The 25,753-nt window shown below is 71.2% G+C and carries 22 protein-coding genes; 3 read left to right on the top strand and 19 right to left on the bottom strand.

Annotated elements, in window-relative coordinates:
• Positions 1-4 precede the first annotated feature (4 nt).
• From era to ACWCP8_RS29235, 7 genes are all read right to left on the bottom strand, one after another.
• Entirely contained in the window at positions 5-979 is a 975-nt protein-coding gene (era, locus tag ACWCP8_RS29265) for a GTPase Era (RefSeq protein WP_326603658.1), read from the bottom strand.
• Positions 980-1,151: 172 nt separating this feature from the next.
• On the bottom strand, positions 1,152-1,505 hold the full coding sequence (locus ACWCP8_RS29260) for a cytidine/deoxycytidylate deaminase family protein (protein ID WP_267005264.1): 354 nt from the start codon (positions 1,503-1,505) through the stop codon (positions 1,152-1,154).
• Between the two features lie 53 nt (positions 1,506-1,558).
• Entirely contained in the window at positions 1,559-1,912 is a 354-nt protein-coding gene (locus tag ACWCP8_RS29255; protein ID WP_451119084.1) for an MmcQ/YjbR family DNA-binding protein, read from the bottom strand.
• On the bottom strand, positions 1,909-3,201 hold the full coding sequence (locus ACWCP8_RS29250) for a hemolysin family protein (RefSeq protein WP_352262034.1): 1,293 nt from the start codon (positions 3,199-3,201) through the stop codon (positions 1,909-1,911). The genes ACWCP8_RS29255 and ACWCP8_RS29250 overlap by 4 nt, the downstream gene beginning before the upstream one ends.
• On the bottom strand, positions 3,198-3,695 hold the full coding sequence (gene ybeY, locus ACWCP8_RS29245; RefSeq protein WP_030921061.1) for an rRNA maturation RNase YbeY: 498 nt from the start codon (positions 3,693-3,695) through the stop codon (positions 3,198-3,200). The genes ACWCP8_RS29250 and ybeY overlap by 4 nt, the downstream gene beginning before the upstream one ends.
• Positions 3,696-3,707: 12 nt before the next feature.
• Positions 3,708-4,724, bottom strand: a complete 1,017-nt coding sequence (locus ACWCP8_RS29240) for a PhoH family protein (RefSeq protein WP_037822277.1) — start codon at positions 4,722-4,724, stop codon at positions 3,708-3,710.
• Between the two features lie 148 nt (positions 4,725-4,872).
• On the bottom strand, positions 4,873-5,976 hold the full coding sequence (locus tag ACWCP8_RS29235) for a carbohydrate kinase family protein (RefSeq protein ID WP_326603660.1): 1,104 nt from the start codon (positions 5,974-5,976) through the stop codon (positions 4,873-4,875).
• Positions 5,977-6,306: 330 nt separating this feature from the next.
• Between ACWCP8_RS29235 and ACWCP8_RS29230 the strand changes: the two genes are divergently transcribed.
• Entirely contained in the window at positions 6,307-7,665 is a 1,359-nt protein-coding gene (locus tag ACWCP8_RS29230) for an MFS transporter (protein ID WP_352262036.1), read from the top strand.
• Here ACWCP8_RS29230 and ACWCP8_RS29225 read toward each other — a convergent pair.
• From ACWCP8_RS29225 to hrcA, 9 genes are all read right to left on the bottom strand, one after another.
• Positions 7,629-8,621 (bottom strand): adenosine deaminase, encoded by a 993-nt coding sequence (locus ACWCP8_RS29225; protein ID WP_451119081.1) that lies wholly within the window; start codon positions 8,619-8,621, stop codon positions 7,629-7,631. The two genes, ACWCP8_RS29230 and ACWCP8_RS29225, sit on opposite strands and share 37 nt — an antisense overlap.
• Before the next feature lie 35 nt (positions 8,622-8,656).
• Entirely contained in the window at positions 8,657-9,571 is a 915-nt protein-coding gene (locus ACWCP8_RS29220; RefSeq protein ID WP_352262039.1) for a ribonuclease Z, read from the bottom strand.
• Positions 9,572-9,585: 14 nt separating this feature from the next.
• A complete protein-coding gene (locus tag ACWCP8_RS29215) occupies positions 9,586-9,945 on the bottom strand; it encodes a histidine triad nucleotide-binding protein (RefSeq protein WP_352262041.1) in 360 nt (119 codons plus the stop codon).
• A gap of 129 nt (positions 9,946-10,074) precedes the next feature.
• Entirely contained in the window at positions 10,075-13,317 is a 3,243-nt protein-coding gene (locus tag ACWCP8_RS29210) for a S41 family peptidase (protein WP_451119079.1), read from the bottom strand.
• A 79-nt stretch (positions 13,318-13,396) separates the two neighbouring features.
• Positions 13,397-13,957, bottom strand: a complete 561-nt coding sequence (locus ACWCP8_RS29205; RefSeq protein WP_352262044.1) for a hypothetical protein — start codon at positions 13,955-13,957, stop codon at positions 13,397-13,399.
• Between the two features lie 76 nt (positions 13,958-14,033).
• Positions 14,034-14,780 carry a 16S rRNA (uracil(1498)-N(3))-methyltransferase gene (locus tag ACWCP8_RS29200; RefSeq protein ID WP_352262046.1) on the bottom strand — a complete coding sequence of 249 codons (747 nt, stop codon included), beginning with the start codon at positions 14,778-14,780 and terminating at the stop codon, positions 14,034-14,036.
• Positions 14,777-15,856: a nitronate monooxygenase gene (locus ACWCP8_RS29195; protein ID WP_352262048.1), complete on the bottom strand. Its 1,080-nt coding sequence runs from the start codon at positions 15,854-15,856 to the stop codon at positions 14,777-14,779. Before ACWCP8_RS29195 ends, ACWCP8_RS29200 begins: the two co-directional genes overlap by 4 nt.
• Before the next feature lie 188 nt (positions 15,857-16,044).
• Positions 16,045-17,181 carry a molecular chaperone DnaJ gene (gene dnaJ, locus ACWCP8_RS29190; RefSeq protein WP_030921089.1) on the bottom strand — a complete coding sequence of 379 codons (1,137 nt, stop codon included), beginning with the start codon at positions 17,179-17,181 and terminating at the stop codon, positions 16,045-16,047.
• The gene (gene hrcA, locus ACWCP8_RS29185; protein ID WP_267008107.1) at positions 17,182-18,198 is read right to left on the bottom strand and encodes a heat-inducible transcriptional repressor HrcA; all 1,017 of its coding nucleotides are present in this window, start codon (positions 18,196-18,198) and stop codon (positions 17,182-17,184) included.
• Between the two features lie 191 nt (positions 18,199-18,389).
• Here hrcA and ACWCP8_RS29180 point away from each other — a divergent pair, with 191 nt between their 5' ends.
• Positions 18,390-19,112, top strand: coding sequence for an MBL fold metallo-hydrolase (locus ACWCP8_RS29180; protein WP_352262050.1), 723 nt, complete (start codon positions 18,390-18,392; stop codon positions 19,110-19,112).
• A gap of 25 nt (positions 19,113-19,137) precedes the next feature.
• Complete coding sequence (locus tag ACWCP8_RS29175; RefSeq protein ID WP_352262051.1) at positions 19,138-19,959, top strand: DUF3097 domain-containing protein; 822 nt, start codon at positions 19,138-19,140, stop codon at positions 19,957-19,959.
• A gap of 145 nt (positions 19,960-20,104) precedes the next feature.
• Here ACWCP8_RS29175 and hemW read toward each other — a convergent pair whose 3' ends face one another.
• The 3 genes from hemW to ACWCP8_RS29160 all read right to left on the bottom strand — a co-directional run bounded on the left by hemW (position 20,105) and on the right by ACWCP8_RS29160 (position 25,445).
• Positions 20,105-21,346 carry a radical SAM family heme chaperone HemW gene (gene hemW, locus ACWCP8_RS29170; RefSeq protein ID WP_352262052.1) on the bottom strand — a complete coding sequence of 414 codons (1,242 nt, stop codon included), beginning with the start codon at positions 21,344-21,346 and terminating at the stop codon, positions 20,105-20,107.
• A gap of 33 nt (positions 21,347-21,379) precedes the next feature.
• Positions 21,380-23,353 (bottom strand): ATP-binding SpoIIE family protein phosphatase, encoded by a 1,974-nt coding sequence (locus tag ACWCP8_RS29165; RefSeq protein WP_352262054.1) that lies wholly within the window; start codon positions 23,351-23,353, stop codon positions 21,380-21,382.
• A 202-nt stretch (positions 23,354-23,555) separates the two neighbouring features.
• Positions 23,556-25,445, bottom strand: coding sequence for an AMP-dependent synthetase/ligase (locus tag ACWCP8_RS29160; RefSeq protein WP_352262056.1), 1,890 nt, complete (start codon positions 25,443-25,445; stop codon positions 23,556-23,558).
• Positions 25,446-25,753: the final 308 nt, after the last annotated feature.

Here is a 25,753-nt window from a genome sequence, read left to right as displayed (position 1 = left end):
CGCCTCAGAATCCGAGCTTGCGCAACTGCTTGGGGTCGCGCTGCCAGTCCTTGGCGACCTTCACATGCAGGTCCAGGAAGACCGGCGTACCGAGCAGCGCCTCGATGTGCTTGCGCGACTTCATGCCGACCTCCTTCAGCCGCTTGCCCTTCGGGCCGATGATGATGCCCTTCTGGCTGGGCCGCTCGATGTAGACGTTCGCGTGGATGTCCAGCAGCGGCCTGTCCGCGGGACGGTCCTCGCGCGGCAGCATCTCCTCGACGACGACCGCGATGGAGTGCGGCAGCTCGTCGCGTACGCCTTCGAGCGCGGCCTCCCGGATCAGCTCCGCGACCATGACCATCTCGGGCTCGTCGGTGAGGTCGCCCTCCGGGTACAGCGGCGGGCTCTCGGGGAGCAGCGGGGCGATCAGGTCGGCGAGCAGGTCGACCTGGCTGTCCTTCACGGCGGAGACAGGGATGATCTCGGCCCACTCGAAGCCGAGCTCCTCGCCGAGGCGGGAGACGGCGAGCAGCTGTTCGGCGAGCTGCTTGGAGTCGACCAGGTCGGTCTTGGTGATGATCGCGATCTTCGGGGTCTTCTTGATCCCCGCGAGTTCCTTGACGATGAACTTGTCGCCGGGGCCGAGCTTCTGGTCGGCGGGCAGGCAGAAGCCGATGACGTCGACCTCGGCCCAAGTGGTGCGTACGACGTCGTTGAGCCGCTCGCCCAGCAGGGTGCGCGGCTTGTGGAGGCCGGGGGTGTCGACCAGGATCAGCTGTGCATCCTCACGGTGCACGATGCCGCGCACCGTGTGCCGGGTGGTCTGGGGCCGGTTGGAGGTGATCGCCACCTTCTGGCCGACCAGAGCGTTCGTAAGGGTGGACTTGCCCGCGTTGGGGCGGCCCACGAAGCAGGCGAAGCCGGCCCGGTGGGGGGCGTTGTTCTCAGCCTGCTGCGCAGCAGCTTCTGGGTTAGGTCGAGCGCTCATGGCGCCCATTGTCCCCGATCCGGACGGCCCCGCCGCACAGCGGGCCGCCGCATGGCTCCTCGGGCGTCGTCCCAGGCCGTACCGGTGCGGCTCCGACGGGCCCGGAACGGGATGCCGGCCCGGCTCTTTCCGGTGCCCGGGACCCGCGTCCGGGTGCGCTCGGCGGTGTGTCGGCCCGCCGTCAGCCGGCCGTCACGCTGAGCCGAAGCACGCCGTCCGGCCCGGCCAGCAGCACCGGGGTCGCCGGCCCGCCCAGGTCCCGTACCGCCGCACGGTCCGCGTCCGACGGGGCCTCGGCCTCGGAGACGATCGCGGCCGCCTCCAGGGAGGTGGCGCCGCTGGCCACCGCCATCGCGACAGCGGTCTGCAGCGCGCTGAGCCTCAGCGACTCCAGCTGTACGGTCCCCGCGACATACGTGCGCCCGGTCTCGTCCCGTACGGCCGCGCCCTCCGGCACACCGTTGCGGGCGCGGGCGCTGCGCGCCAGGGTGACGATCTTGCGGTCCTCGGGGCCGAGGTCGGTGCTCTCAGTCATGTGCCGAGCATACGAAGCGGGTGGCTCGTTCCCCGCCCCGCCCCCGCAGAGAGCTACGCCCGGTCCAGCCGCAACCGTTCCGTCCGAGGCAGCCCCGCCACCACCAGGTCGTACGAGTCCTCGATCAGCTCCCGCAGCAACCGTCGCGGCACCCCGGACACCGTCACTGTGTTCCAGTGCCGCTTGTTCATGTGCCAGCCCGGCACGATCGCCGCGTACTCCTCCCGCAACCGCACCGCGTCATCCGGATCGCACTTCAGATTGACCGTCAGCGGCCGCCCGTCCAGCGTGCTGAGCGCGAACATCTTGCCGAGCACCTTGAACACCGAGGTCTCCGGTCCGAACGGAAACTCCTCGACGCTCGCGTTGAACTCCAGGCAGAACGCCCTCAGCTCCTGCGGAGTCATTCCGCCTTCGCCTCCTCCGGCCCCACCGGCTCCACCAGCACCGTGACAATCTTGTTCCGACGCCCCGCCGGAGACTCCGCCGTCAGCCGCAGCCGACGCCCGTCGGGCAGGTCGACGACCGCCGACGCCCCGGCGATCGGCACTCGGCCCAGCGCCTTCGCGAGCAGCCCGCCGACCGTTTCCACGTCCTCGTCGTCGTACTCGTCGAGGTCGAACAGGTCTCCGAGGTCGCCGATGTCGAGCCGGGCAGTCACCCGGAAGCAGCCGTTCTCCAGCGCCTGGACGGGCGGCAGTTCCCGGTCGTACTCGTCGGTGATCTCGCCGACGATCTCCTCCAGGATGTCCTCGATCGTGACGATCCCCGCCGTACCGCCGTACTCGTCGATGACGACGGCGACATGGTTGCGGTCCTGCTGCATCTCACGCAGCAGATCCCCGGCGTTCTTCGTGTCCGGCACGAACGCCGCCGGCCGCATCGCCGTGGAGACCAGATCGGCTTCCGACTCCCGGTTGATGTGCGTCTTGCGGACGAGGTCCTTGAGGTAGACGATCCCGACGATGTCGTCCTCGTTCTCCCCGGTGACCGGGATCCGCGAGAACCCGGAGCGCAGGGCCAGGGTCAGCGCCTGCCGGATCGTCTTGTACCGCTCGATGCAGACCAGGTCCGTCCGCGGCACCATCACCTCGCGTACGAGCGTGTCGCCGAGCTCGAAGACGGAGTGCACCATGCGTCGCTCCTCGTCCTCGATCAGCGACTCCTGCTCGGCGAGGTCGACCATCGCCCGCAGCTCGGCCTCGCTCGCGAACGGCCCCTTGCGGAAACCCTTGCCGGGCGTGAGCGCGTTGCCCAGCAGGATCAGCAGTTGTGGGATCGGGCCCATGATCCTGGCCAGCGGCAGCAGGACGTACGCCGCGGCCGTCGCCGTGTTCAGCGGGTGCTGCCGGCCGATGGTCCGCGGCGAGACCCCGATGGCGACATAGGAGACGAGGACCATCACGCCCATCGCGACGGCCAGCGCCTCCCAGGTCTCCGTGAACTCCTTCAGGCAGGCGTACGTGACGAGCACCCCGGCCGCCATCTCGCAGGCGACCCGCACCAGCAGGGCGACATTGAGGTAGCGGGTCGGGTCGGCCGCGACCTGTTCCAGCTTGTCGCTGCCGCGCCGCCCGGACCGGACGGCCTCGGCGGCCCGGAAGCTCGACGTCCGGGCGATGCCCGCCTCGGCGCAGGCCGCCAGCCAGCCGACGACGATCAGCAGGACGGCTCCGGTGATGAGAGGGACGCTCACGACACGGTCGGGGCGGGCGACGGACCGGTCAGGCCGTGCTCGGCGCGCCAGCCGTCGACGATCGCCGCCTGGAGACCGAACATCTCGGCCTTCTCGTCCGGCTCCTCGTGGTCGTACCCGAGGAGATGCAGCACTCCGTGGACGGTGAGGAGCTGGAGCTCCTCGTCCATGGAGTGCTGGGTCTCCGCGTCCTCACCCTGCTTCTTCGCCACCTCGGGGCAGAGCACGATGTCACCCAGAAGGCCCTGCGGGGGCTCCTCGTCGTCCTTGGCCGGCGGACGCAGTTCGTCCATCGGGAAGGACATGACATCTGTCGGACCGGGCAGGTCCATCCACTGGATGTGGAGCTGCTCCATGGCGTCGGTGTCCACCACGATCACCGAGAGTTCGGAGAGCGGGTGGATCCGCATCCGCGCGAGCGCGTAACGGGCGATGTCGAGGATCGCCTGCTCGTCGACCTCGGTTCCGGACTCGTTGTTGACGTCGATCGACATGGTGCGCTGCGACTACTTCCCGTTGTGGCTGTCTCGGTTGTCGTACTTCTCGTACGCGTCGACGATACGGCCGACCAGCTTGTGCCGGACGACATCCTGGGAGGTGAGCCGGGAGAAGTGCACATCCTGGACACCGTCGAGGATGTCCTGGACCTGGCGCAGGCCGCTCTTCGTGCCGTTCGGCAGGTCCACCTGGGTGACGTCACCGGTGACGACGATCTTCGAGTCGAAGCCGAGGCGGGTCAGGAACATCTTCATCTGCTCGGCGCTGGTGTTCTGCGCCTCGTCGAGAATGATGAACGCGTCATTGAGCGTGCGGCCTCGCATGTAGGCCAGCGGAGCCACCTCGATCGTGCCTGCCGCCATCAGCCGCGGGATCGAGTCGGCGTCGAGCATGTCGTGCAGCGCGTCGTAGAGCGGACGCAGATACGGGTCGATCTTGTCGAAGAGCGTGCCGGGCAGGAAGCCGAGCCGCTCCCCCGCTTCGACGGCGGGCCGGGTCAGGATGATCCGGCTGACCTGCTTGGACTGCAGAGCCTGGACCGCCTTCGCCATGGCGAGGTAGGTCTTGCCGGTACCGGCGGGTCCGATGCCGAAGACGATCGTGTGCTTGTCGATCGCGTCCACGTACCGCTTCTGGTTGAGCGTCTTGGGGCGGATCGTGCGACCGCGGCTGGAAAGGATGTTCTGGGTGAGCACCTCGGCGGGAGTCTCGCCCTGCGGCTCCCCCTGACCGTTGCCGCTCGCCCGGAGCATGGCGATCGAGCGTTCCACTGCGTCCTCCGTCATCGGCTGCCCGGTGCGGAGCACGAGCATCATCTCGTCGAACAAGCGCTGGATCAGGGCGACATCGACCGCATCCCCGATGGCACTGATCTCATTGCCCCGGACATGGATATCGGCGGCCGGGAACGCCGTTTCGATCACGCGCAGCAGCGAGTCTCCCGATCCCAGGAGCATCACCATGGGGTGTGCGGCCGGGATCCTGATCTGGGCACGCGCCTGCGGCTGTGTGGGTGTCTGAGTCATGGGCCGGCCCTCGGGCCTGCACATACCTCCCGTTGCAGGGTTCTCGCTGCTCGACAACCTCTGGATTACCAAGCGTACGACTCCGCACGGACAACACCGAGGGCTTTTTCGTACGCATGGCGAACACGCGTGCCCGCACGCTCCTGTGTCACGCCGGGCTGCGGAAGCCGATCGTGGGTACGGCCCGTCGCAGCGGCCAGGGCCGGGCGGCCGCGGGCAGCAGGTCCTCCAGGAACGCGTACCGCTGCAGCGCCGCCGGATCCTGACCGTCGCAGGTGCGGACCCGCTGCCACCAGGCGGCGATCTCCGCCCAGCCCGGCGCCGACAGGGACCCGCCGAACTCCTGCACGGAGAGCGCCGCGGTCAGTCCGGCGAAGGCCAGCCGGTCGGCCAGCGGCCAGTCCGCCAGGGTGCCGGTGACGAAACCGGCGACGAAGACGTCGCCCGCCCCGGTCGGATCGAGCGCCTCGACCTCGATCGCGGGCACCTCGGCGGTGACGCCCGTCGCCGCGTCCACCGCGTACGCGCCCTCCGCACCGAGCGTGACGACGGCGAGCGGCACCCGCTCGGCCAGGTGGTGGGCGGCGGCGCGCGGGCAGTCGGTGCGGGTGTAGCGCATCGCCTCCTCCGCGTTGGGCAGAAAGGCCTGGCAGTGCTCCAGGTCGGGCAGCGCATCCAGATCCCACCGGCCGGTCTCGTCCCAGCCGACGTCGGCGAAGATCCGGGCGCCGTGCCGGGCCGCGGTGGCCACCCACGGTTCGCTGCGGCCGGGAGCCAGTGAGGCGATGGCGGCGCGGGCGCGCGGCGGGCAGTGCGGGAAGGTCCGGTTCGCCGGGGTGGCGGGCGGCGGGGCCTCGTGGCCGTGCGAGACCATCGTCCGCTCGCCCTCGTACGCCATCGACACGGTCACCGGCGAATGCCAGCCGCGGACGGTGTGCGACATCGAGAGGTCGATGCCCTCGCCCTGCTCGAGGGCGTCCCAGCAGTACTCCCCGTAGTGGTCGTCACCGAATGCCGCGGCGAGCGAGGTGTGCAGTCCGAGTCTGGCCAGTGCGGTGGCCATGTTGGCGACCCCGCCGGGGCTGGAGCCCATGCCGCGCGCCCAGGACTCGGTCCCGCGCACCGGGGCGCTGTCCAGGCCGGTGAAGACGATGTCGAGGAAGACCGTGCCGGTGAGGAACACATCGCAGGCCGGGTCCTGCGGGGCGCGCAGTCCGTCCAGTGGGTCGATGCCTGGATTGTCTGTGCTCACCTTGCACTCCCCGGTCGTGGCAGATCCCGCCAGTGTGCCCGATACGCGTACACATCCGGAGGGTCCGCGCCGCCTCGCCGGAAGGGCGTGCGGCCGGCCTGCGCGTACGCACGCTGACCTGCGTAAACATTCGCTGTTACCCGGCCGTTAAGGCCGTAAACACAAATGTGACCCAGATCACACGATGGTGCCTTTCGGTCAGCTGTGCGCACTTGATACAAATTGGCGCGCGAGCATCGCCGTCGACGTCACCGACGGGTGCGCCGCTTCCCCCCGCATTTTCCCTCATTGCCCTCCCCTGCCTTCTCCGGCATGTCTTCAGGAATTCCCATGTCCTCGCGCCCGCGCGCCGCGTGGCCCCTGGTCGCCGTGTTCACCGCCGGTTACCTCGCCGCCTATCTGCTCCCCACCCTCGTCGCCAGGCTCTCCACCCATCTGGGCCTCAGCGCGGCCCAGGCCGGTCTGGTCGGCAGCGCGCTGCTGCTGAGTTCGGCCACCGCCGGGTTCTCGCTGGCCGGCCGGGTCGAGGTGTACGGACTGCGGAGACCGGCACGGGTCGGGCTGCTCCTGGCCGTGGCGGGGTACGGCTGCGCCGCGCTGACGGGCTCCGTGCCGCTGGTGGTCATGGGCGCGATGATCGGCGGCTTCGGCTCCGGTACCGCGACGGCGGTGGCCGCGGCCGGCATCGCCGCGCAGCGCGATCCGCACCGCACCTCGTCCCTGGGACTGCTCAGCGTCTCCGCGACCGCGGGCGTCCTCTATCTGACGATGCCGCACCTGGGCGGCGGCCACCGGCTGCCGTTCGCCTCGATCGCGCTGGTCGCCCTGCTCGTCTGGCCCGCCACCGCACGGCTCGGCGGCTCGGCGGCCACCGGTGCCGGCACGCCCGCCTCCGGGCGGCTGCCGCACCGCCGCTCCGGTCTGGTGCTGGCGGGCGGCATGCTTGTCTGGTCCATGGCCCAGAACGCGCTGTGGGGGGTCAGCAGCCGGATCGGTGTGGTCCAGGCCGGGCTCTCCGAGGTCACCGTCGGCGCGGTGTTCGCCGCCGCGCTCGGCGCCGGGCTGCTCGGCGTGATGGGTGCCGGGGTGCTGGGCGCACGGCTCGGCCGGGCCGTACCGATCGGTCTCGGGACGATGATCATCGCGGCCAGCATCGTGCTCAGCTCGTCGGCGGGCGGCCTCGGTTCGTTCGCCGCCGGCGAGATCACGTGGAACACCGTCTACCCGGTGGTCCTGTCGTATCTGATCGGTCTGGCCGCGGCCCTGGACGTACGCGGACGCTGGGCGGTCCTTGCGGGCTCCGCTTCGTCCGTCGGCGTGGCCTGCGGTCCGGTCCTCGGCAGTGTGCTGTCCGAGGTGGCCGGCTATCCGGTGATGGGCCTGATCCTGGGCGCCGTGACGCTGCTGGTCGCCGCCCCGGTCACGGCCGTCGCGCTGCACACCGGTGGCCGTCCGCTGGTGCCCGGTTCGGTCCGCCGCCGGGGCGGCGCTCCCGCGGCCCTGCTCGCCGCCACCACCGGCACGCTGTCCGGTGCGGTGCCGAAGATGGGATCGCCCGAACAGGCCGTCACGGAGATCAGCGTGCCCGCGCTGCGCCGCAGGCGTCTCGGCAGGAACGCGTTCCGGACGGCCGGTCCGTCGGGTGCGGGCGGTCAGTCGAACGCGTACGCCTCGACCTCCGACAGATAGCGCGACCTGCGCTCCTCGTCGTGGTCGAGGAAGGCCGCCTCGAAGGAGTTGCGGGCCAGCGTGCGCAGCTGCTCCCGCTCCAGGCCGAGCGCCTCATGGACGGCGTGGAAGGTGTCTCCGACGTATCCGCCGAAGTAGGCGGGGTCGTCGGAGTTCACCGTGCAGACCAGCCCGGCGTCCAGCATGGCCCGCAGCGGGTGGTCCTCCAGCGTGTCGACGGCGCGCAGCCGCACGTTGGACAGCGGGCAGAGCGTGAGCGGCACCCGCTCGGCGACGAGCCGTTTCACCAGCTCCGGGTCCTCCATGCAGCGCAGCCCGTGATCGATGCGCTCGACCCCGAGGATGTCGAGCGCCTCCCGGATGTACTCGGGCGGGCCCTCCTCGCCGGCGTGCGCGACCTTCCGCAGCCCGAGCGCCTCGGCCGCCTCGTACACCTCACGGAACTTCGCGGGCGGATGCCCGACCTCCGCCGAGTCGAGGCCGACGGCGCTGATCCGGTGCAGATAGGGCTTCGCGGCGTCGAGGGTCTCCAGGGCCGACCCAGCGGACCGGTCGCGCAGGAAGCACATGATCAGCTGGGTGGAGATGCCGTGCTCCTCCTCGCTGCGGTCGAGCGCCCGGCCGAGTCCTTCGACGACGGTGCCGATCGGGACACCACGGGCGGTGTGCGCCTGCGGGTCGAAGAAGATCTCCGCGTGGCGGACGCCCTGGGCGGCGGCGCGGGTGAGATAGGCGTCGGCGAGTTCCTCGAAGTCCTGCTCGGTGCGCAGGACGGCCATCAGCGCGTAGTACAGGTCGAGGAAGGTCTGCAGATCGTCGAAGAGGTAGGCGGTACGCAGCTCTTCGGTGCTCGCGTACGGCAGCTCCACGCCGTTGCGCGCGGCGAGGACGAAGGCCAGCTCGGGTTCGAGGGTCCCTTCGATGTGGAGGTGGAGTTCGGCCTTGGGGAGTTGCACGGGTTTCTCGCTAACGAATGGTGTTGCTGTTGCTGTCACTGCTGCTGATGGCGGGTGGGTACGGGAACGCTTATCAGGTCCTGGGCGATGGTCAGTTCACCCTCGAACCCGGCGGCGCGGGCCTGGGTGGCGAAGACATCCGGGTCTGCGTACCGCTGTGAGAAGTGCGTGAGTACGAGATGCCGTACGTCCGCCTCCCGGGCCACCCGGGCCGCCTGTCCGGCGGTGAGATGACCGTGGTCGGTGGCGAGACGTTCGTCCTCGTCGAGGAAGGTCGACTCGATGACCAGCAAGTCGCACCCCTCGGCGAGCGCGTGCACGCCGTCGCAGAGCCTTGTGTCCATGATGAACGCGAAGCGCTGTCCGCGCCTGCGCTCGGAGACCTCGTCGAGGCCGACGCCGCCCAGCGAGCCCTCGCGCTGGATCCGTCCGACGTCCGGCCCGCTGATTCCGTGCTCGGCGAGCCGGTCGGGGAGCATGCGCCGCCGGTCGGGCTCGACGAGGCGGTAGCCGTACGACTCGACGGGGTGCGAGAGCCTGTGGCTGTGCAGGGTGTACGCGTCCGTCTCGGCGATGATCCCGTCGGTGGCGACCGGGGCCTCGGTCAGCTCGACGGACTCACGGTAGGCGGTCGCGTACCGCAGCCGCTCGAAGAAGTGCCGGCCGCTCGCCGGGTAGTGCGCGGTGACGGGGTGCGGTACCTGGTCGAGGTTGATCCGCTGGATCACCCCGGCCAGGCCGAGCGAGTGGTCGCCGTGGAAGTGCGTGATGCAGATCCGGTTGATGTCGTGCGCGGCGACCCCGGCCCGCAGCATCTGGCGCTGGGTGCCCTCGCCGGGGTCGAAGAGGATGCCCTCGCCGTCCCAGCGCAGCAGATAGCCGTTGTGGTTGCGGTGCCGGGTGGGGACCTGGCTGGCGGTGCCGAGGACGACGAGTTCTCGTACGGACATGGTGCGGCGGCCTGTTATCCGGGAGGCCACTGCATCCCGCGGCCGCCCAGGACGTGGGCGTGTGCGTGGAAGACGGTCTGCCCGGCACCGGCGCCGGTGTTGAAGACGACCCGGTAACCGGTGTCGGTGATCTTCTCCTCGGCGGCGACGTGCCCGGCCTCGCGCAGTATGTCGGCGGCGATCTGCGGTTCGGCGGCGGCGAGGGTGGCGGCGTCGCGGTGGTGGACGCGCGGGATGACGAGGATGTGGGTGGGGGCCTGGGGGTTGATGTCGCGGAAGGCGACGATCGTCTCGGTCTCGCGGACGATGGTTGCCGGGACGTCTCCCGAGACGATCTTGCAGAACAGGCAGTCGGGCTGCGGTTCTCCCGCCATGGCCGGGCTCCTCGGTCGCGTGGTTGATCCGTACACGGGCATGCTATCGGGCGCGGTTGCCCCGTTCCCGAAGCCGGGGCGGCGCCCCGGCTTCGGGAACGGGCGAGCAGGGGAACAAGCCCCCGCCCCCTACCCCGGCAGACCCGGTGCCGTCTTCGCCGGACTCTCCGCGAGCCCCTCGAGCGCGATCCGGATCGCCGTATCCAGCTGCGGATCCCGCCCCGACGCATGGTCCTGCGGCGCCATCACGACCTCCACGTCGGGATCCACCCCGTGGTTCTCCACACCCCAGCCGTACCCCTCCAGCCAGAATGCGTACTTGGGCTGCGTGACCAGCGTGCCGTCGACCAGCCGGTACCGGCTGTCGATGCCCACCACACCGCCCCACGTCCGCGTACCGACCACCGGCCCGATCCGGAGCGCCTTGATCGCCGCGTTCACGATGTCGCCGTCCGAGCCGGAGAACTCGTTCGCCACGGCCACCACCGGACCGCGCGGCGCGTCCCCGGGGTAGCTGTACGGCTGCATGCCGCGCGGCAGGTCCCAGCCGACGATGCGGCGGGCCAGCTTCTCCACGACCAGTTGCGACGTGTGGCCGCCCCGGTTCTCCCGCACGTCCACCACCAGCCCCTCACGGGCCACTTCGACCCGCAGGTCCCGGTGGAGCTGGGCCCAGCCGGAGCCGACCATGTCGGGGACGTGGAGGTAGCCGAGGCGCCCGCCGGACCGCTCGTGCACGTACGCCCGCCGGTCCGCCACCCACGCGTGGTACCGCAGAGCCTCCTCGTCCGCGGTCGGCACGACGACGACATGACGCAGGTTGCCGCCGTCCGCCGGCTCGACGGTCAGCTCGACCGGCTTGCCCGCCGAGCCGGTGAGCAGCGGCCCGGGCCCGGTCAGGGGGTCGATCTCCTGCCCGTCGACGGCAAGGATCACGTCCCCGGCGCGGACCGCGACGCCGGGCGCGGCAAGCGGCGAGCGGGCTGCCGGGTCGGACGTCTCGGACGGCAGGATCCGGTCGATGCGCCAATGGCCGTCGTCCGTACGGGAGATGTCGGCCCCGAGCAGCCCCTGCCGGCTCGTGTCGTCGTGCCGGCCGCCCGGCGGCGTCACATACGCATGCGAGGTGCCGAGCTCCCCCTGCACTTCCCAGAGCAGGTCGACGAGGTCGTCATGGGTGGCGACGCGCGCCAGCACCGGCCGGTAGCGGTCGAGGACCCCGTCCCAGTCGACGCCGCCCATGTCGGGCCGCCAGAAGTTGTCGCGCATGATGCGGCCGGCCTCGTCGTACATCTGGCGCCATTCGGCGGCCGGTTCGACGGTCCGGCGGATCCGGGAGAGGTCGACGGTGTCGCTGCCGCCGTCGTGGTCGTCGTCGGAGCCCGCCGGGACACGGCTGTCGGCGGGTACGACGCGCAGCTTGCCCCGGGTGTGCAGGACCAGCCGCTTGCCGTCGCCGCTGACGGCGAACCGGCTGACGTCGGAGGCGAGTTCGTCGCTGTGCAGCTTCTCCAGGTCGTACCGCTCCAGGACGGTCTCCGGCCCCCGGGAGTCCGGCGTCGCCCCTGCCGTTCCGAGCACGCCCGTCACCGGGTGCCGCAGCCACAGCAGTCCGTCCTTCGCCGCGCGCAGCGAGGAGTAGCGGGCGGCCTCGACGGGCAGCGGCACGATCCGGTCGGCGAGCCCTTCGAGGTCGATCCGGGTGACGGGCAGCGCGGTGGGGTTGTCCTGGTCGCCGTCGCCGGAGCTCTTCTCCTTCTCGGTCGGGCGGCCGTGGCGCTGCGGCCCGAACGGGGAGGGTGTGGTGGCCGCGAGCGTCAGCAAGTGCGGGCGGCAGGCCCCGACGAAGGCCAGGTCGAAGACGTGCGCGTCGTAGACCGGGTCGAAGGCCCGCTCGGAGAGGAAGGCAAGGTGCTTGCCGTCGACGGTGAACGCGGGAGCGTAGTCCCGGAAGCGGAGCGGCGTGGCCTCGGCGACCGACAGGTCGGCGAGGTGCGCGAGCTTGAGCTGGCTCAGCGGCTCGGGCCCCGGGTGGGACCAGGCGAGCCATGCGGAGTCGGGCGAGAAGACGAGCCCGGAGGCGTCGCCGTGTTCGCTGCGGTCGACCTCGTAGACCTCGCCCCTCTCCCGCTCGACGATCAGGATCCGGCCGTCGTGCGAGGCGACGGCGAACCGGCTGCCGTCGGGGGCCGCCGCCAGGTCGAGCACCCTGCCGAGCCGTCCGGCGGCCAGCCGGCGCGGCGCGGTGCCAGGAGCGATCCCGGTGGCGGGTGCACACTCGAGGGCGTCGTCGCCCTCCGCGTCGGTGACCCAGACGACGTGCTGATCGCCGTCGGCCTGGAAGGTACGGGGCAGTCTGGCCCGTACCCCGGGTTCGACGGCCAGTGCGCGGGCCGGGCCCTCGCGGTGGGTTACCCAGTGGACGGCGCCGCGCGTACCGACGGCGCTGCCGCGGCCGGTACGGTCCGGGGATGCCGAGTCGAGGTGGCTCCCGGCGTGCACGGGGTGCGGCTGGAGGTCGGCGCGCTGTCCGCCGAGGCGGATGTCGAGCCGGCGGGGTCCGGCGCCTTCGAGGTCGTCGAGCAGCCACAGCTCACCGGCCGAGGCGTAGCTGATGCGGGTGCCGTCGGTCGTCGCGTGGCGGGCGTAGAAGCCGTCGGCCTCGGTGTGCCGGCGCAGGTCGGAGCCGTCGGGGAGCGAGGAGTAGAGCGCGCCGACGCCTTCGTGGTCGGAGAGGAAGGCGAGACGGTCGCCGACCCACATCGGGCATTCGATGTTGCCGTCGAGGCCCTCGTGAATCCGTACGAACTCCTCGACGCCGTCCGGTCCCCGGCCGTCCCCGGGTTCTTGCGCGAGCCACAACTTGCCCGCCGTGCCGCCCCGGTAGCGCTTCCAGGTGGCGGCCTCGCGCCCCATGGTGGCGGAGAGCAGCAGGACCCGTCCGCCGGGTCCGTACGCGAGGGAGCCGACCGGTCCGTACGGCAGGGTCCGCGCGGGCCCGCCGTCGATCGGGACGGCCCGGGCCCAGCTGCGGCGCAGCGACACCTGCCCCTGGGTGCTGATGACCAGGACGTCGCCTTCGGGGGTCCAGCCGCGCACGGACGTCCGGGCGTCGCCCCAGTAGGTCAGCCGCTTCGAGGGGCCGCCGTCGACGGGCGCGAGGTGCACCTCGGGGGCGCCGTCCCGGGTGGATGTCCAGGCGACGTGGGTGCCGTCGGGCGATATCCGCGGCTGGCCGACGGGCCGGTTGTCGGCGCTGACCCGCCAGGCGCGGCCGCCGTCGAGCGGCGCCAACCAGACATCGTCCTCCGCGGTGAAGGCGATCAAATCGCCCTGGACATGGGGGTACCGGAGATAGGCAGGCTGCGTCACATCGATCACCCTAGGCTGCGGTCACGCTCCGGGGAACGGGGTTGGCCGGAGTCCGCCCACACCTGCGTGTCGGACGCACTCACTTGCCCCGGGGAGATTCGATCACGGTGACGGTCACGGTGACCGTCGGCCGGGCACCGCCGCCGTTTCCGCCGCCTCCACCTCCCGTCGGCGGTGTCACACCGCCGGTCGAGGGTGCGGCGTCGCAGTTGCCGAGCGCATCGGCCCGCAGGACGGTCCTGTCGCCGACCCTCCCCGTCAAGTCCCCCCGCACACAAAGCCCGTTGACCTCCTTCGTGACCTGGCCGGCGAGCGTGATGTCCTTGCCGCCCACGGTCCGGCCGCGGCAGTCGACCTGCGCCACCTGCCGCACGGACGCGGAGGGTGGGGGCGAGGACGGCGTCGCACCGACGCCCTCGACCTCGGCCGTGCAGTTCAGCCACCGCACATCGACCCCTTTGCCCTCCAGCGCCCCGGTGCCGGCCCGGTCCGTGGTCAGGGCGACGGACGCGGAGTTCAGCCCGTCGATCGGCTCACAGGCGACGGCCCCCGCAACCGCCGCACCGACGAGGCACAGTACGGCCGGAATGCGACGGGTCCGGCCGCGCCCCCATGAACTTGATGCCCTCAATGTCCCCATACGTGGAAGCGTCCCACTACTCACCCGCCGTGCGGTAGACCGCTTGCGGCCACACCGGACTTACTGTATGGGGTGGTTACGCCCAGCGGCCGGTGCGCCCCAGCAACAGCGCCGTCGCCGCGGTGCCCGCGGTGGAGGTGCGCAGTACGCTCCGGCCGAGCCGGCAGGTCCGGGCGCCGGCCTCGGCGAAGGCTTCCAGCTCGTCCGGCGAGACACCGCCCTCGGGCCCCACGACCAGCATGATCTCGCCCCCGACCGGGAGTCCGACGGTGGCGAGCGGCTCGCTGTCGTACTCCCGCTCCTCGTGCAGGACGGCCGCGAAGTCCGCTGTGGCCAGAAGTGCGGCAACCTGTTTGGTCGTCATTGCGTCCGTCACCTCCGGGAACAGCACCCGGCGGGACTGCTTGCCCGCCTCGCGGGCCGTGTTCCGCCATTTCGCCAGGGACTTGAGGCCACGATCACCCTTCCATTGGGTGATGCAGCGCGAGGCCTGCCACGGCACGATCGCGTCGACGCCGGTCTCCGTAAGGGTCTCGACGGCGACCTCGCCGCGGTCGCCCTTGGGGAGCGCCTGGACCACAGTGATACGGGGCGCGGGCCGGGGCTCCTCGTGGACCGTGCCGAGGCTCGTCAGGACGAGCCGGTCCTTGCCCTCGGAGGCCTCCACTACGCCTTCCACCCACCGGCCGTGCCCGTCCGTCAGGACGACGTCCTCACCGGCGTGCAGCCGTTTCACCGATACGGCGTGCCGCCCCTCGGGCCCGTCCAGGACGAACCGCGGGCCGCTGGGGACCTGCTCGACGACGAAGACCGGTGCGGTCACTGCGTGCTCCTTGTGCTCACTGCCGCGCGTGCGGCATCCAGTTCTTCGGCAAGCAGTTCGGTCAGCCGGCCGGCCGGCAGCTCGCGCGCCATCCGGTGGCCCTGGCCCGCCCACAGGGCCATGCCCTGGGCGTCCCCGGCCTTGGCTGCGGCCTTGCGCAGCCCGCTGGTGACATGGTGCACCTGCGGGTAGGCGGCGGGGGCGTACGGCCCGTGCTCGCGCATGAAGCGGTTGACGAGGCCGCGGGCCGGCCGCCCGGAGAACGCCCGGGTCAGCGCCGTCCGTGCGAACAACGGGTTGGTCAGCGCCTGCTTGTGCAGCAGATGGGCACCGGACTCGGGGCAGGCCAGGAAAGCCGTGCCGAGCTGCGCCGCCTGCGCGCCCGCCGCGATCACCGCCGCGATCTGGGAGCCACGCATGATGCCGCCCGCCGCGATGACCGGCACCTGGACGGTCTCGCGGACCTCGGCCACCAGGGAGAGCAGTCCGATGCCCGTGCCGGTGCCGTCGGTCTGCGGATCGTCGTGGTAGGTGGACTGGTGGCCGCCCGCCTCGATGCCCTGGACACAGACCGCGTCGGCGCCCGCCCACTGGGCGGTCTGCGCCTCCTCCGGCGTGGTGACCGTCACCACGGTGTACGTACCGACTCCGGCGAGCGCGTCGAAGGTGTCGCGGGTGGGGCAGCCGAACGTGAAGGAGACCGCCGGAACCGGGTCCTCCACAAGGATGGCGAGCTTGGCCTCGTATCCGTCGTCGCCGGACGAGTCCGGGTCACCGAGCGGAGTCTCGTACCAGGCGGCCTCACCGGCCAGCTGCTGCCGGTACACCTCGACGGCGCTCGGGTCCGCGAGGTTCGGCTGCGGCATGAAGAGGTTGACGCCGAACGGCTGACCGGTCAGCCGGCGCAGCTGTTTGATCTCGTTGTACATGCCGTCCGCCGTCTTGTACCCGGCAGCGAGGAAGCCGAGCCCGCCCGCTTCGGCGACGGCTGCGACCAGCTGTGGACAGGACACACCGCCCGCCATCGGGGCCTGCACGATCGGATACCGGCAGAGATCGGTCAACGCGGATGACATGACCGCATCGTGCCACGTCGCCTGGACCGTGCCGAATCAGCCATGAGGCGGCCCGAAAGATATCCGAAGCGGGATCCGGAAGGGGAGCCGAAAGGTGACCGGAAGGGGTACCGCCATATGCGCACCGCCCGCCGGTCCGGGACCGGCGGGCGGTGCGTTGCAGAGGGCAGTGACGCGACGGACGGCCCTCAGCGGCCGTTGAACGCGTCCTTGAGCCGGGAGAACAACCCCTGCTGCCCCGGCTGGAACTGACCGGTGGGCCGCTCCTCGCCGCGCAGCTTCGCCAGCTCACGCAGCAGTCGCTCCTGCTCCGGGTCCAGCTTCGACGGGGTCATCACCTCGACGTGCACGATCAGATCGCCGCGCCCGCCACCACGCAGGTGGGTGATGCCGCGGCCGTGCAGCGGGACCGACTGACCGGACTGGGTGCCCGGCCGGATGTCGACCTCCTCCAGACCGTCGAGTGTCTCCAACGGAACCTTGGTGCCGAGCGCGCCCGCCGTCATGGGGATCGTGACAGTGCAGTGCAGATCGTCGCCCCTGCGCTGGAACACCGCGTGCGGCAGCTCGTGGATCTCGACATACAGGTCGCCGGCCGGGCCGCCGCCGGGGCCGACCTCGCCCTCGCCCGCGAGCTGGATGCGGGTGCCGTTGTCGACACCGGCGGGGATCTTCACGGTGAGCGTGCGCCGCGAACGGATGCGGCCGTCACCGGCGCACTCCGGGCACGGGGTCGGCACGACCGTACCGAAGCCCTGGCACTGCGGGCAGGGCCGCGAGGTCATGACCTGGCCGAGGAACGACCGGGTGACCTGGGAGACCTCACCGCGTCCGCGGCACATGTCACAGGTCTGGGCGGAGGTGCCGGGTGCGGCGCCCTCGCCGCTGCAGGTCGTACAGACAACGGCCGTGTCGACCTGGATGTCCTTGGTGGTGCCGAACGCGGCCTCGCCGAGATCGATCTCCAGCCGGATCATCGCGTCCTGGCCGCGCCGGGTGCGCGAACGGGGTCCGCGCTGCGACGCCGTACCGAAGAACGCGTCCATGATGTCGGAGAAGTTGCCGAAGCCACCCTGTCCGAATCCGCCCGCGCCACCGCCGCCGGAGGCGGACAGCGGGTCGCCGCCGAGGTCGTAGACCTGCTTCTTCTGCGGGTCCGACAACACCTCGTAGGCGGCGTTGATCTCCTTGAACCGCTCCTGGGTCTTCGGATCGGGGTTGACATCCGGATGCAGCTCGCGTGCGAGCCGCCGGAAGGCCTTCTTGATCTCGTCCTGAGATGCGTCGCGGCGCACGCCGAGTACGGCGTAGTAGTCCGTGGCCACTTACGACTCCGCCAGGATCTGTCCGACGTAACGTGCCACTGCGCGTACCGCTCCCATCGTTCCGGGGTAGTCCATGCGGGTCGGTCCGACCACGCCGAGTTTGGCGACTGCCTCGTCGCCCGAACCGTAGCCGACCGCGACGACGGACGTGGAGTTGAGCCCCTCGTGGGCGTTCTCGTGCCCGATACGTACGGTCATGCCCGAGTCCTTGGCCTCGCCGAGCAGCTTCAGCAGCACGACCTGCTCCTCCAATGCCTCCAGCACCGGCCGGATCATCAGAGGGAAGTCGTGCCCGAAGCGGGTGAGGTTGGAGGTGCCGCCGATCATCAGCCGCTCCTCCGTCTCCTCGACGAGGGTTTCGAGCAGGATCGAGAGCACGGTGGACACGGTTCCCCGGTCCTCGCTCTCGAAGGATTCCGGCAGATCCTGCACCAGCTGCGGGACGTCCGAGAAACGGCGTCCGACGACCCGGCTGTTGAGCCGGGCCCGCAGATCGGCGAGAGAGGTCTCACCGAACGGCGCGGGGCAGTCGATCATGCGCTGCTCGACCCGGCCGGTGTCCGTGATCAGCACGAGCATCAGCCGGGCGGGCGCAAGCGACAGCAGCTCCACATGCCGCACCGTCGACCGGGTCAGCGAGGGGTACTGCACGACGGCAACCTGCCGCGTCAGCTGCGCGAGCAGCCGTACGGTGCGGCCCACGACGTCGTCGAGGTCGACCGCGCCGTCGAGGAAGTTCTGAATGGCCCTGCGCTCCGGCGACGACAGGGGCTTGACACCCGCGAGCTTGTCGACGAAGAGCCGGTAGCCCTTGTCCGTCGGAATGCGTCCCGCGCTGGTGTGGGGCTGGGCGATGAAGCCCTCGTCCTCCAGCACTGCCATGTCGTTGCGGACCGTGGCCGGGGAGACCCCCAGCTTGTGCCGCTCGGTGAGCGCCTTGGAACCGACGGGCTCCTCGGTACCGACATAGTCCTGGACGATGGCGCGCAGCACTTCGAGTCTGCGTTCGCTGAGCATGGCGCACACCTCCAGCTGTGTCACTCGGTGGATCCCGGTCGTTTCGGTCGTTCCTCGAAGGGCCCTGGCACTCGATGCGTACGAGTGCCAGTGATCTCCCGCCAGTGTACGGCGGCCGGGTAGGGCCCTAGCAAGGGCGACCGGCCACGCTACCCCGAGACTGCGCAGGTCGTTGCCGATAGCGTCGCCGCATGGACGCCTCTTGGGAAGAGTTCGGCTGGGAGCGACTCGGCAACGGTGTGGGCCGGCGGCGGCTTCCCGGGTGGGATGCGACAGTCGCACTGGTGGTCGGAGCCGAGGGGGCGCTGCTCTTCGACACCGGATCGACGCTGCGCGAGGGTGTGGAGGTCCGGGCCCAGGTGCAGGCATTGATCGGCCGGAGGGTGACGCATATCGCACTCAGCCACCCCCACTTCGACCATGTGCTCGGCGCCGCGGCCTTCTCCGGGGCCGAGGTGTACGGGGCGGTCGGAGTGACGGATCTCCTGGCCCGCGGAGCGGACGAGCTGCGCGCCGACGCGGTGCGCCACGGAGTGCCCGAGGAGGACGCGGCGCAGGCGGCCGATGTGCTGGTGGCGCCGCATCACCAGGTCTGCGACGAGTGGACCCTCGACCTGGGCGGTGGTCGCCAGGTGCTGCTGGCAAACGTGGGCCCCGGCCACACCGGCCACGATCTCGCCGCCCTGGTGCCCGGCTCCCCCGCCGTCGTGCTCTGCGGCGACCTGGTCGAGGAGTCCGGCGAACCGCAGGCGGGCCCGGACGCGATCCCGTCGCGCTGGCCGGCCGCGCTGGACCGGCTGCTGGCGCTGGGCGGCGAGGGTGCGGTGTACGTGCCGGGGCACGGTGCGCTCGTGGACGCCTCGTTCGTACGTGCGCAACGTGACCAACTGTCCACTGCATTCGGCGTGTCGTGACCCGTTCCCGTCCTATCGTCGTCCGATGCGCAGCTACCACCCGGATCTGACCCCACCGTGGAAGAAGTCCGCCCCCGTCCCCGAGGTCCCCGCCGAGCCCGATCTGGTCGTGGAGGAGGTCTCCAGCGGCTTCTGCGGTGCGGTGATCCGCTGCGAGAAGACGGCCCAGGGCCCGACGGTGACCTTGGAGGACCGTTTCGGCAAGCACCGGGTGTTCCCGATGGAACCGCGCGGCTTCCTGCTGGAGGGTCGGGTCATCACCCTCGTACGCCCCTCGGCACCGGGTCCCGCACGCCCCGCCCGCACGGCCTCCGGCTCGCTCGCGGTCCCCGGGGCGCGGGCGCGGGTGGCACGGGCGGGCCGGATCTACGTCGAGGGCCGGCACGACGCGGAGCTGGTCGAACGGGTCTGGGGCGCCGACCTGCGCATCGAGGGCGTGGTCGTCGAGTACCTGGAGGGCATCGACGACCTCCCGGCCGTCGTCCGCGACTTCGCCCCCGGCCCGGACGCGCGACTGGGCGTCCTGGTGGACCACCTGGTCCCCGGCTCCAAGGAGTCGAGGATCGCGAGCGAGGTCACGGACGCGAACGTGCTGGTGGTGGGCCACCCCTACATCGACGTCTGGGAGGCGGTGAAGCCGTCGTCGGTCGGCATCGCGAGCTGGCCGGTGGTACCGCGCGGCCAGGACTGGAAGACGGGCGTATGCCGGTCGCTGGGCTGGCCGGAGAACACGGGGGCGGCGTGGCAGCGCATCCTGTCCACGGTCCGCTCGTACCGCGACCTGGAGCCGGCACTGCTCGGCCGGGTGGAGGAGTTGATCGACTTCGTCACGGCGCCGAGGGAGTAGGCGGGGCTGGTTCTACCCCCGCGACCGGGCGCCTTCGGTCCGTCCGGGGATTGCGGACCGGTCCGGGGACGGAGCCCCCGTTTCCGGGCAGGGGCGGGTAGGGGATCAGGCCCGCCGCAGGCGCACCCGCACCCCCGCTCGCCCTTCAGTCCACCAGGTCCCTGACCACCGCATCCGCGAGCAGCCGACCCCGCAGAGTCAGCACGGCCCGCCCCGCCGCATAGGGCGCCGCCTCCAGCAACCCGTCCGCCACCGCGCGCCCCGCCGCGGCCAGCCCGGCCGGGGCCAGCAGCGACAGCGGACAGCCGTCGACCAGCCGCAGCTCCAGCAGGATCCGTTCGACGCGACGGTCCTCCTCGGAGAGCACCTCGCGTCCCGCGCCCGGGGACCGCCCTTCCGCCAGGGCCTGCGCGTACGCACCGGGATGCTTGACGTTCCACCACCGCACCCCGCCCACATGGCTGTGCGCGCCCGGGCCGGCCCCCCACCAGTCGGCGCCCCGCCAGTACAGCTCGTTGTGCAGGCACCGCCCCTCCGGCGTCCGGGCCCAGTTCGACACCTCGTACCAGGAGAAGCCCGCCGCGGCCATCGCCTCGTCGGCGATCAGATAGCGGTCGGCGTGGACGTCGTCGTCCGTCATCGGCACCTCGCCACGCCGGATCCGCCGCGCCAGCTGCGTCCCCTCCTCGACGATCAGCGCGTAGGCGGACACATGGTCCGGCCCCGCCCCGATCGCCGCGTCCAGCGAGGCCCGCCAGTCGTCGTCGGACTCCCCGGGGGTGCCGTAGATCAGGTCGAGGTTGACATGCTCGAAGCCCGCGGCCCTCGCCTCCGCTACGCAGGCCTCGGGCCGCCCGGGCGTATGCGTACGGTCGAGGATCTTCAGCACGTGCTGCCGCGCACTCTGCATCCCGAACGAGATCCGGTTGAAGCCGCCTTCCCGCAGCTCCGCCAGATATGCCGGATCGACGGACTCCGGATTGGCCTCGGTCGTGATCTCCGCGTCGTCGGCGAGCCCGAACTCCTCCCGGATCGCCGCCAGCATCCGTACGAGATCGCCGGCGGCCAGCAACGTGGGCGTGCCGCCGCCGACGAACACCGTACGGACCGGCCGCGGGTCGTCGCCGAGCACCTTGCGGGCCTGCCGGACCTCGCCGATCAGGTGGGCGGCGTAGTTGTCACGGGAGGCCAGCGCGCCGCCGGAGCCGCGCAGCTCGGTCGCGGTGTAGGTGTTGAAGTCGCAGTAGCCGCAGCGGGTCGCGCAGTACGGCACATGCAGGTAGAAGCCGAGCGGGCGGTCGGCGGCGCCTTCCAGGGCATGGCGGGGCAGGGCCCCGTCGTCGGGTACGGGTTCACCATCGGGCAGTACGGAAGGCATACCGTCCATTGTCACTCGCCGGCGGACGTTCCCGGCCCACGCTCACTGGGCCTGCAGCACGACCAGCGCCAGATCGTCGTCCGGCGGCCGCTCGGCGAACTCGTGGACGGCCCGTTTGATCCGGTCCGCGATCCCTTCCGCGGTCAGCCCGGCGCAGCCGGCCAGTGCCCGGGCCAGACCGTCCCCGTCGTCGAACATCAGCGGCCCCGAGCGCCGCTCCGTCACACCGTCCGTGACACACAGCAGGCTGTCGCCCGGAGCCAGGTCGAAGCTCTGGCTCTCGTACGCGACGTCCTCGACGACCCCGAGCAGCACCTGCGGCTCGGCGGCGGGCCGCACGGTGCCGTCCGGGCGCAGCAGCAGCGGCAGCGGATGGCCCGCACTGGCCAGCGTGCAGCGCACGCCGCCGCCGGGCAGCGGCACCATCTCCCCGTACAGCAGGGAGAGGAACCGGGGCTGCCCGCCGTCCGGCAGCTGCTGGCCGTCCTCCCGCAGATGCTGGCCGCCCTCCTGCAGGTGCTGCCCGCCCGCCGCAGCGACCATGAGGGCGGCGGCCTCGGCGGTCTCCATCGCGTCGTCGAGGAGCAGCCGGTTGAGCCGGTCCAGCACCTCGCCGACGCGGAAACCCTCCCGGGCCAGCAGCCGCAGCCAGGGCCGGGCGAGACCGGTGACGACGGCGGCCTCGGGACCGCTGCCCTGCACATCGCCGAGGATGAAGCACCAGCGGTCGCCGGGACACGCGAAGATGTCGTAGAAGTCACCACCGACGACGCCGTCGTCACTGGGCTCGTACACCAGTGAGCTGGTGACTCCGGGGATGTCGGCGACCTTGCTGGGCAGCAGTCCGCGTTGCAGGATGCGGCTGATGGTGGCCTGTCGGGTGTAGGCGCGGGCGGCGCCGACGGCGAGGCCGACACGGCGTACGAAGTCCTCGATCAGCGCGGTCACCCCGTCGGGGACGCGGGCGATGCCCTCCCGCCCCAGGAGTACGGCTCCGAGCGTGCGGCCGCCGGCGGTTATCCGATAGGCGAGCGCGGCCCCCGCACGGCCGCTGGAGCGCTCGTCGGCGCCCGGGCCGGTCCCGTCCTCGTCGGTCCCGGGCCACGGCATGGAGACGGGCCCGGTGCCCACCCGCTCCGGCAGCCGGATCGGGTCCTGCTCCAACACGGTGCGCAGCTGCCCGGTCTCGGTCTCGTCACGGTGCCAGACGCTCGCGAGCCGGGGGACGGCCGCGGGCCCGCCGTTCTCCGGCTCCAGCCAGATCGCACACCAGTCGGCGAGTCTGGGCACCAGTAACTGCCCGGCGAGCGCCGCCACGATGTCCTCGTCGAGCTGGCCGGCGAGCAGGTCGGAGGCCTCGGCGAGGAACGAGAGCGCACCGCGGCCCGCCCAGTCCGCGTCGTCGCGCAGAGCGCGCCGGGCAGTGGGGGCGAGCAGTTCGGCGGTCCGCAGCCCGCTCCGGAGTTCCGGCTCGTCGGCGGGCTCGGGCAACGCGGTCCAGTCGTCGACGGGCAGCCGGGCCCAGACGGTCTTGAGGCCGGTGCGGTATGTGATGCCCCAGCGCTCGGCGAGTGCGGCGACGACCTGCAGCCCGCGCCCGCCCTCGCCCGGGTCGTCCGGGTCCGCCGCGGGCACCGGGCCGGGGCGTTCGCTGCGTACGGAACGGGCGGGGTGGTGGTCGGCGACCTCCAGCACCAGGGCTGCGGCCTCGTCCTCGGCCGCCTCCTCCAGCCGGAAGAGCAGCTCTACGGTGGTCCCGGCGTGCACGACGGCGTTGGTGACGAGCTCATCGGCGACGGTCACCGCGTCGTCGGCCAGCCGGTCGCTGAAGCCCACGGCCGCGGGCAGCCCGAGCCCGGTCCACTCGGCGAGGGCGGCCCGGACGAAACGGCGCGCGGCGGCCGGCGCGAGGAGATTCCCCGGCAGGCTCGTCCGGGCGACCGGCCGCGCGTCCTCCCGCCCGACGTGGGTACCGAGACGCTGGACGGTGTCCCGCTGCAAGGGAATGGGCCCCATGGCGCCGCTCCTGACCTGTTCTCGCACGGCCTGTTTCGCGCCGTGTGCCGCTGACGACACGGACAGAGTGACAGACCGATCCTCCCCAGAAGCACCGAGTTACCGAAGTGGGAGGAGAAGACGCAGGAACCGCGATCAGGAACGGGACCAGGAACAGCGGTGCGGACGGGGCGGTCCGCCCCGCCCGCACCATGGGCCGTGCCTACGCCTCGCGGGCGCCCACGTACATCTCGTCGATGAGGCCCTTGTACTCGCGCTCGACGACCGGCCGCTTGAGCTTGAGGCTCGGCGTCAGCTCGCCGTGCTCGACATCGAGGTCGCGCGGCAGCAGCCGGAACTGCTTGATGGTCTGCCAGCGCTGCAGCCCCCCGTTGAGCCGCTTCACATAGCCGTCGATGAGCTCCACGGCCTTCGGGGACGCCACCACTTCGGCGTACGGCCTGCCTTCCAGGCCGTTCTCGGCGGCCCAGCCGAGGATGGTCGGCTCGTCGAGCGCGATCAGGGCGGTGCAGTAGTTGCGGTCCGCGCCGTGTACCAGGATGTTGGAGACGAACGGGCACACCGCCTTGAACTGTCCCTCGACCTCCGCCGGAGCGACGTACTTGCCGCCCGACGTCTTGATCAGGTCCTTCTTGCGGTCGGTGATCCGCAGGTAGCCGTCCACGGACAGCTCGCCGATGTCACCGCTGTGCAGCCAGCCGTCGGCCTCCAGCACCTCGGTGGTCTTCTCCGGCTGCCGGTGGTAGCCCTGCATGATGCCGGGGCCGCGCAGCATGATCTCGCCGTCGTCGGCGATCCGTACCTCGGTGCCGGGGAGCGGCTTGCCGACCGTGCCGGTGCGGTAGGCCTCGCCCGGGTTGACGAAGGAGGCGGCGCTGGACTCGGTGAGTCCGTAGCCCTCCAGGATGTGGATGCCGGCACCTGCGAAGAAGTAGCCGATGTCGGGGGCGAGCGCCGCGGAGCCGGAGACACAGGCGCGCAGCCGGCCGCCGAAGGCCTCACGGATCTTGGCGAAGACCAGGGCGTCGGCGACCTTGTGCTTGGCGCCGAGGCCGAACGGGACGGAGGCCGTGCCGGTGCGCCGGAAGTTGTCCTGCGACACCTTCGCGTACTCGCGGGCGACCCCGGCCGCCCACTGGAAGATCTTGTACTTGGCGCCGCCACCGGCCCGCGCCTTGGACGCGACCCCGTTGTAGACCTTCTCGAAGATGCGGGGCACGGCGGCCATGTACGTCGGCTGGACCACCGGCAGATTCTCGATGATCTTGTCGATCCGGCCGTCGACGGCGGTGACATGGCCGACCTCGATCTGGCCCGAGGTGAGGACCTTGCCGAAGACGTGCGCGAGCGGCAGCCAGAGGTACTGGACGTCGTCCTTGGTGATCAGGCCGGTCGCCACGGTGGCCTTGGCCATGTACGACCAGTTGTCATGCGGCAGCCGAACGCCCTTGGGGCGGCCGGTGGTGCCCGAGGTGTAGATCAGGGTGGCCAGCTGCTCGGCGGTGATCGCGTCGACCCGCTCCTTGACCGCGCCCGGGTTCTTCGCCAGGAGCTCGGCGCCGCGGGCCTCCAGATCGGCCAGCGAGAGCACCCAGCCCTCGGGGTCGGCCGTGTCGGGCTCGACGCCGTCCGGGTCGATGACCACGACATGGGTGAGGTTCGGCAGGTCGGCGCGGCGCTCGCGGGCCTTGGCCAGCTGGCGGGCGTCCTCGGCGATCAGCACCCGGCTCTCGGAGTCGGCGAGGATGAACGACGATTCCTCGGCGTTGGTCGACGGGTAGATCGTGGTGGTCGCGGCGCCGGCGCACATCACACCGAGGTCGGCGAGGATCCACTCGACGCGGGTGGCGGAGGAGAGCGCGACCCGCTCCTCCGGCTCCACCCCCAGACCGATGAGCCCTGCGGCGATCGCGTACACGCGCTCCGCGGCCTGTGCCCAGCTCAGCGACTTCCATTCGTCGGCGCCCTGTCCGGTGGCCGAGGGGACCGGGTAGCGGTAGGCCTCCCCGTCCGGAGTGGCCGCAACGCGGTCGATGAAGAGGGTCGCCACGGAGGGCGGTCGGTTATCGATCAGGGTATGTGTGTCGCTCACGACATCCTCCGGGCCTGCGGCAGTGCTTCACGACCGGTTGTTTGGTTGCTGCGTGCTGCTGCTTGTTCCTGCTTGCATGCGTCCGTCTGCGTGCTGATCCTGCGTACGTGATTCCGCTTGTTTAACTCGCGAGTAACTACGAGCCGTGATCAGGGTAGAGCGCGCACGTCCGCCGCGTAAGAGGCAATCGGACGCCGCTTCATAACAAACGGACCCCCACGCCGCAGGGTGCTGCGACGCAGGGGTCCGTTGGGGCTACCACCGAGTAGGGCAGCCTGGCTCAAGCCGGGACAGAAGCGGAAATCCGC

The sequence above is a fragment of the Streptomyces sp. NPDC002206 genome, from assembly GCF_053593595.1.
This window is presented reverse-complemented; position numbering and strand designations above follow the sequence as displayed.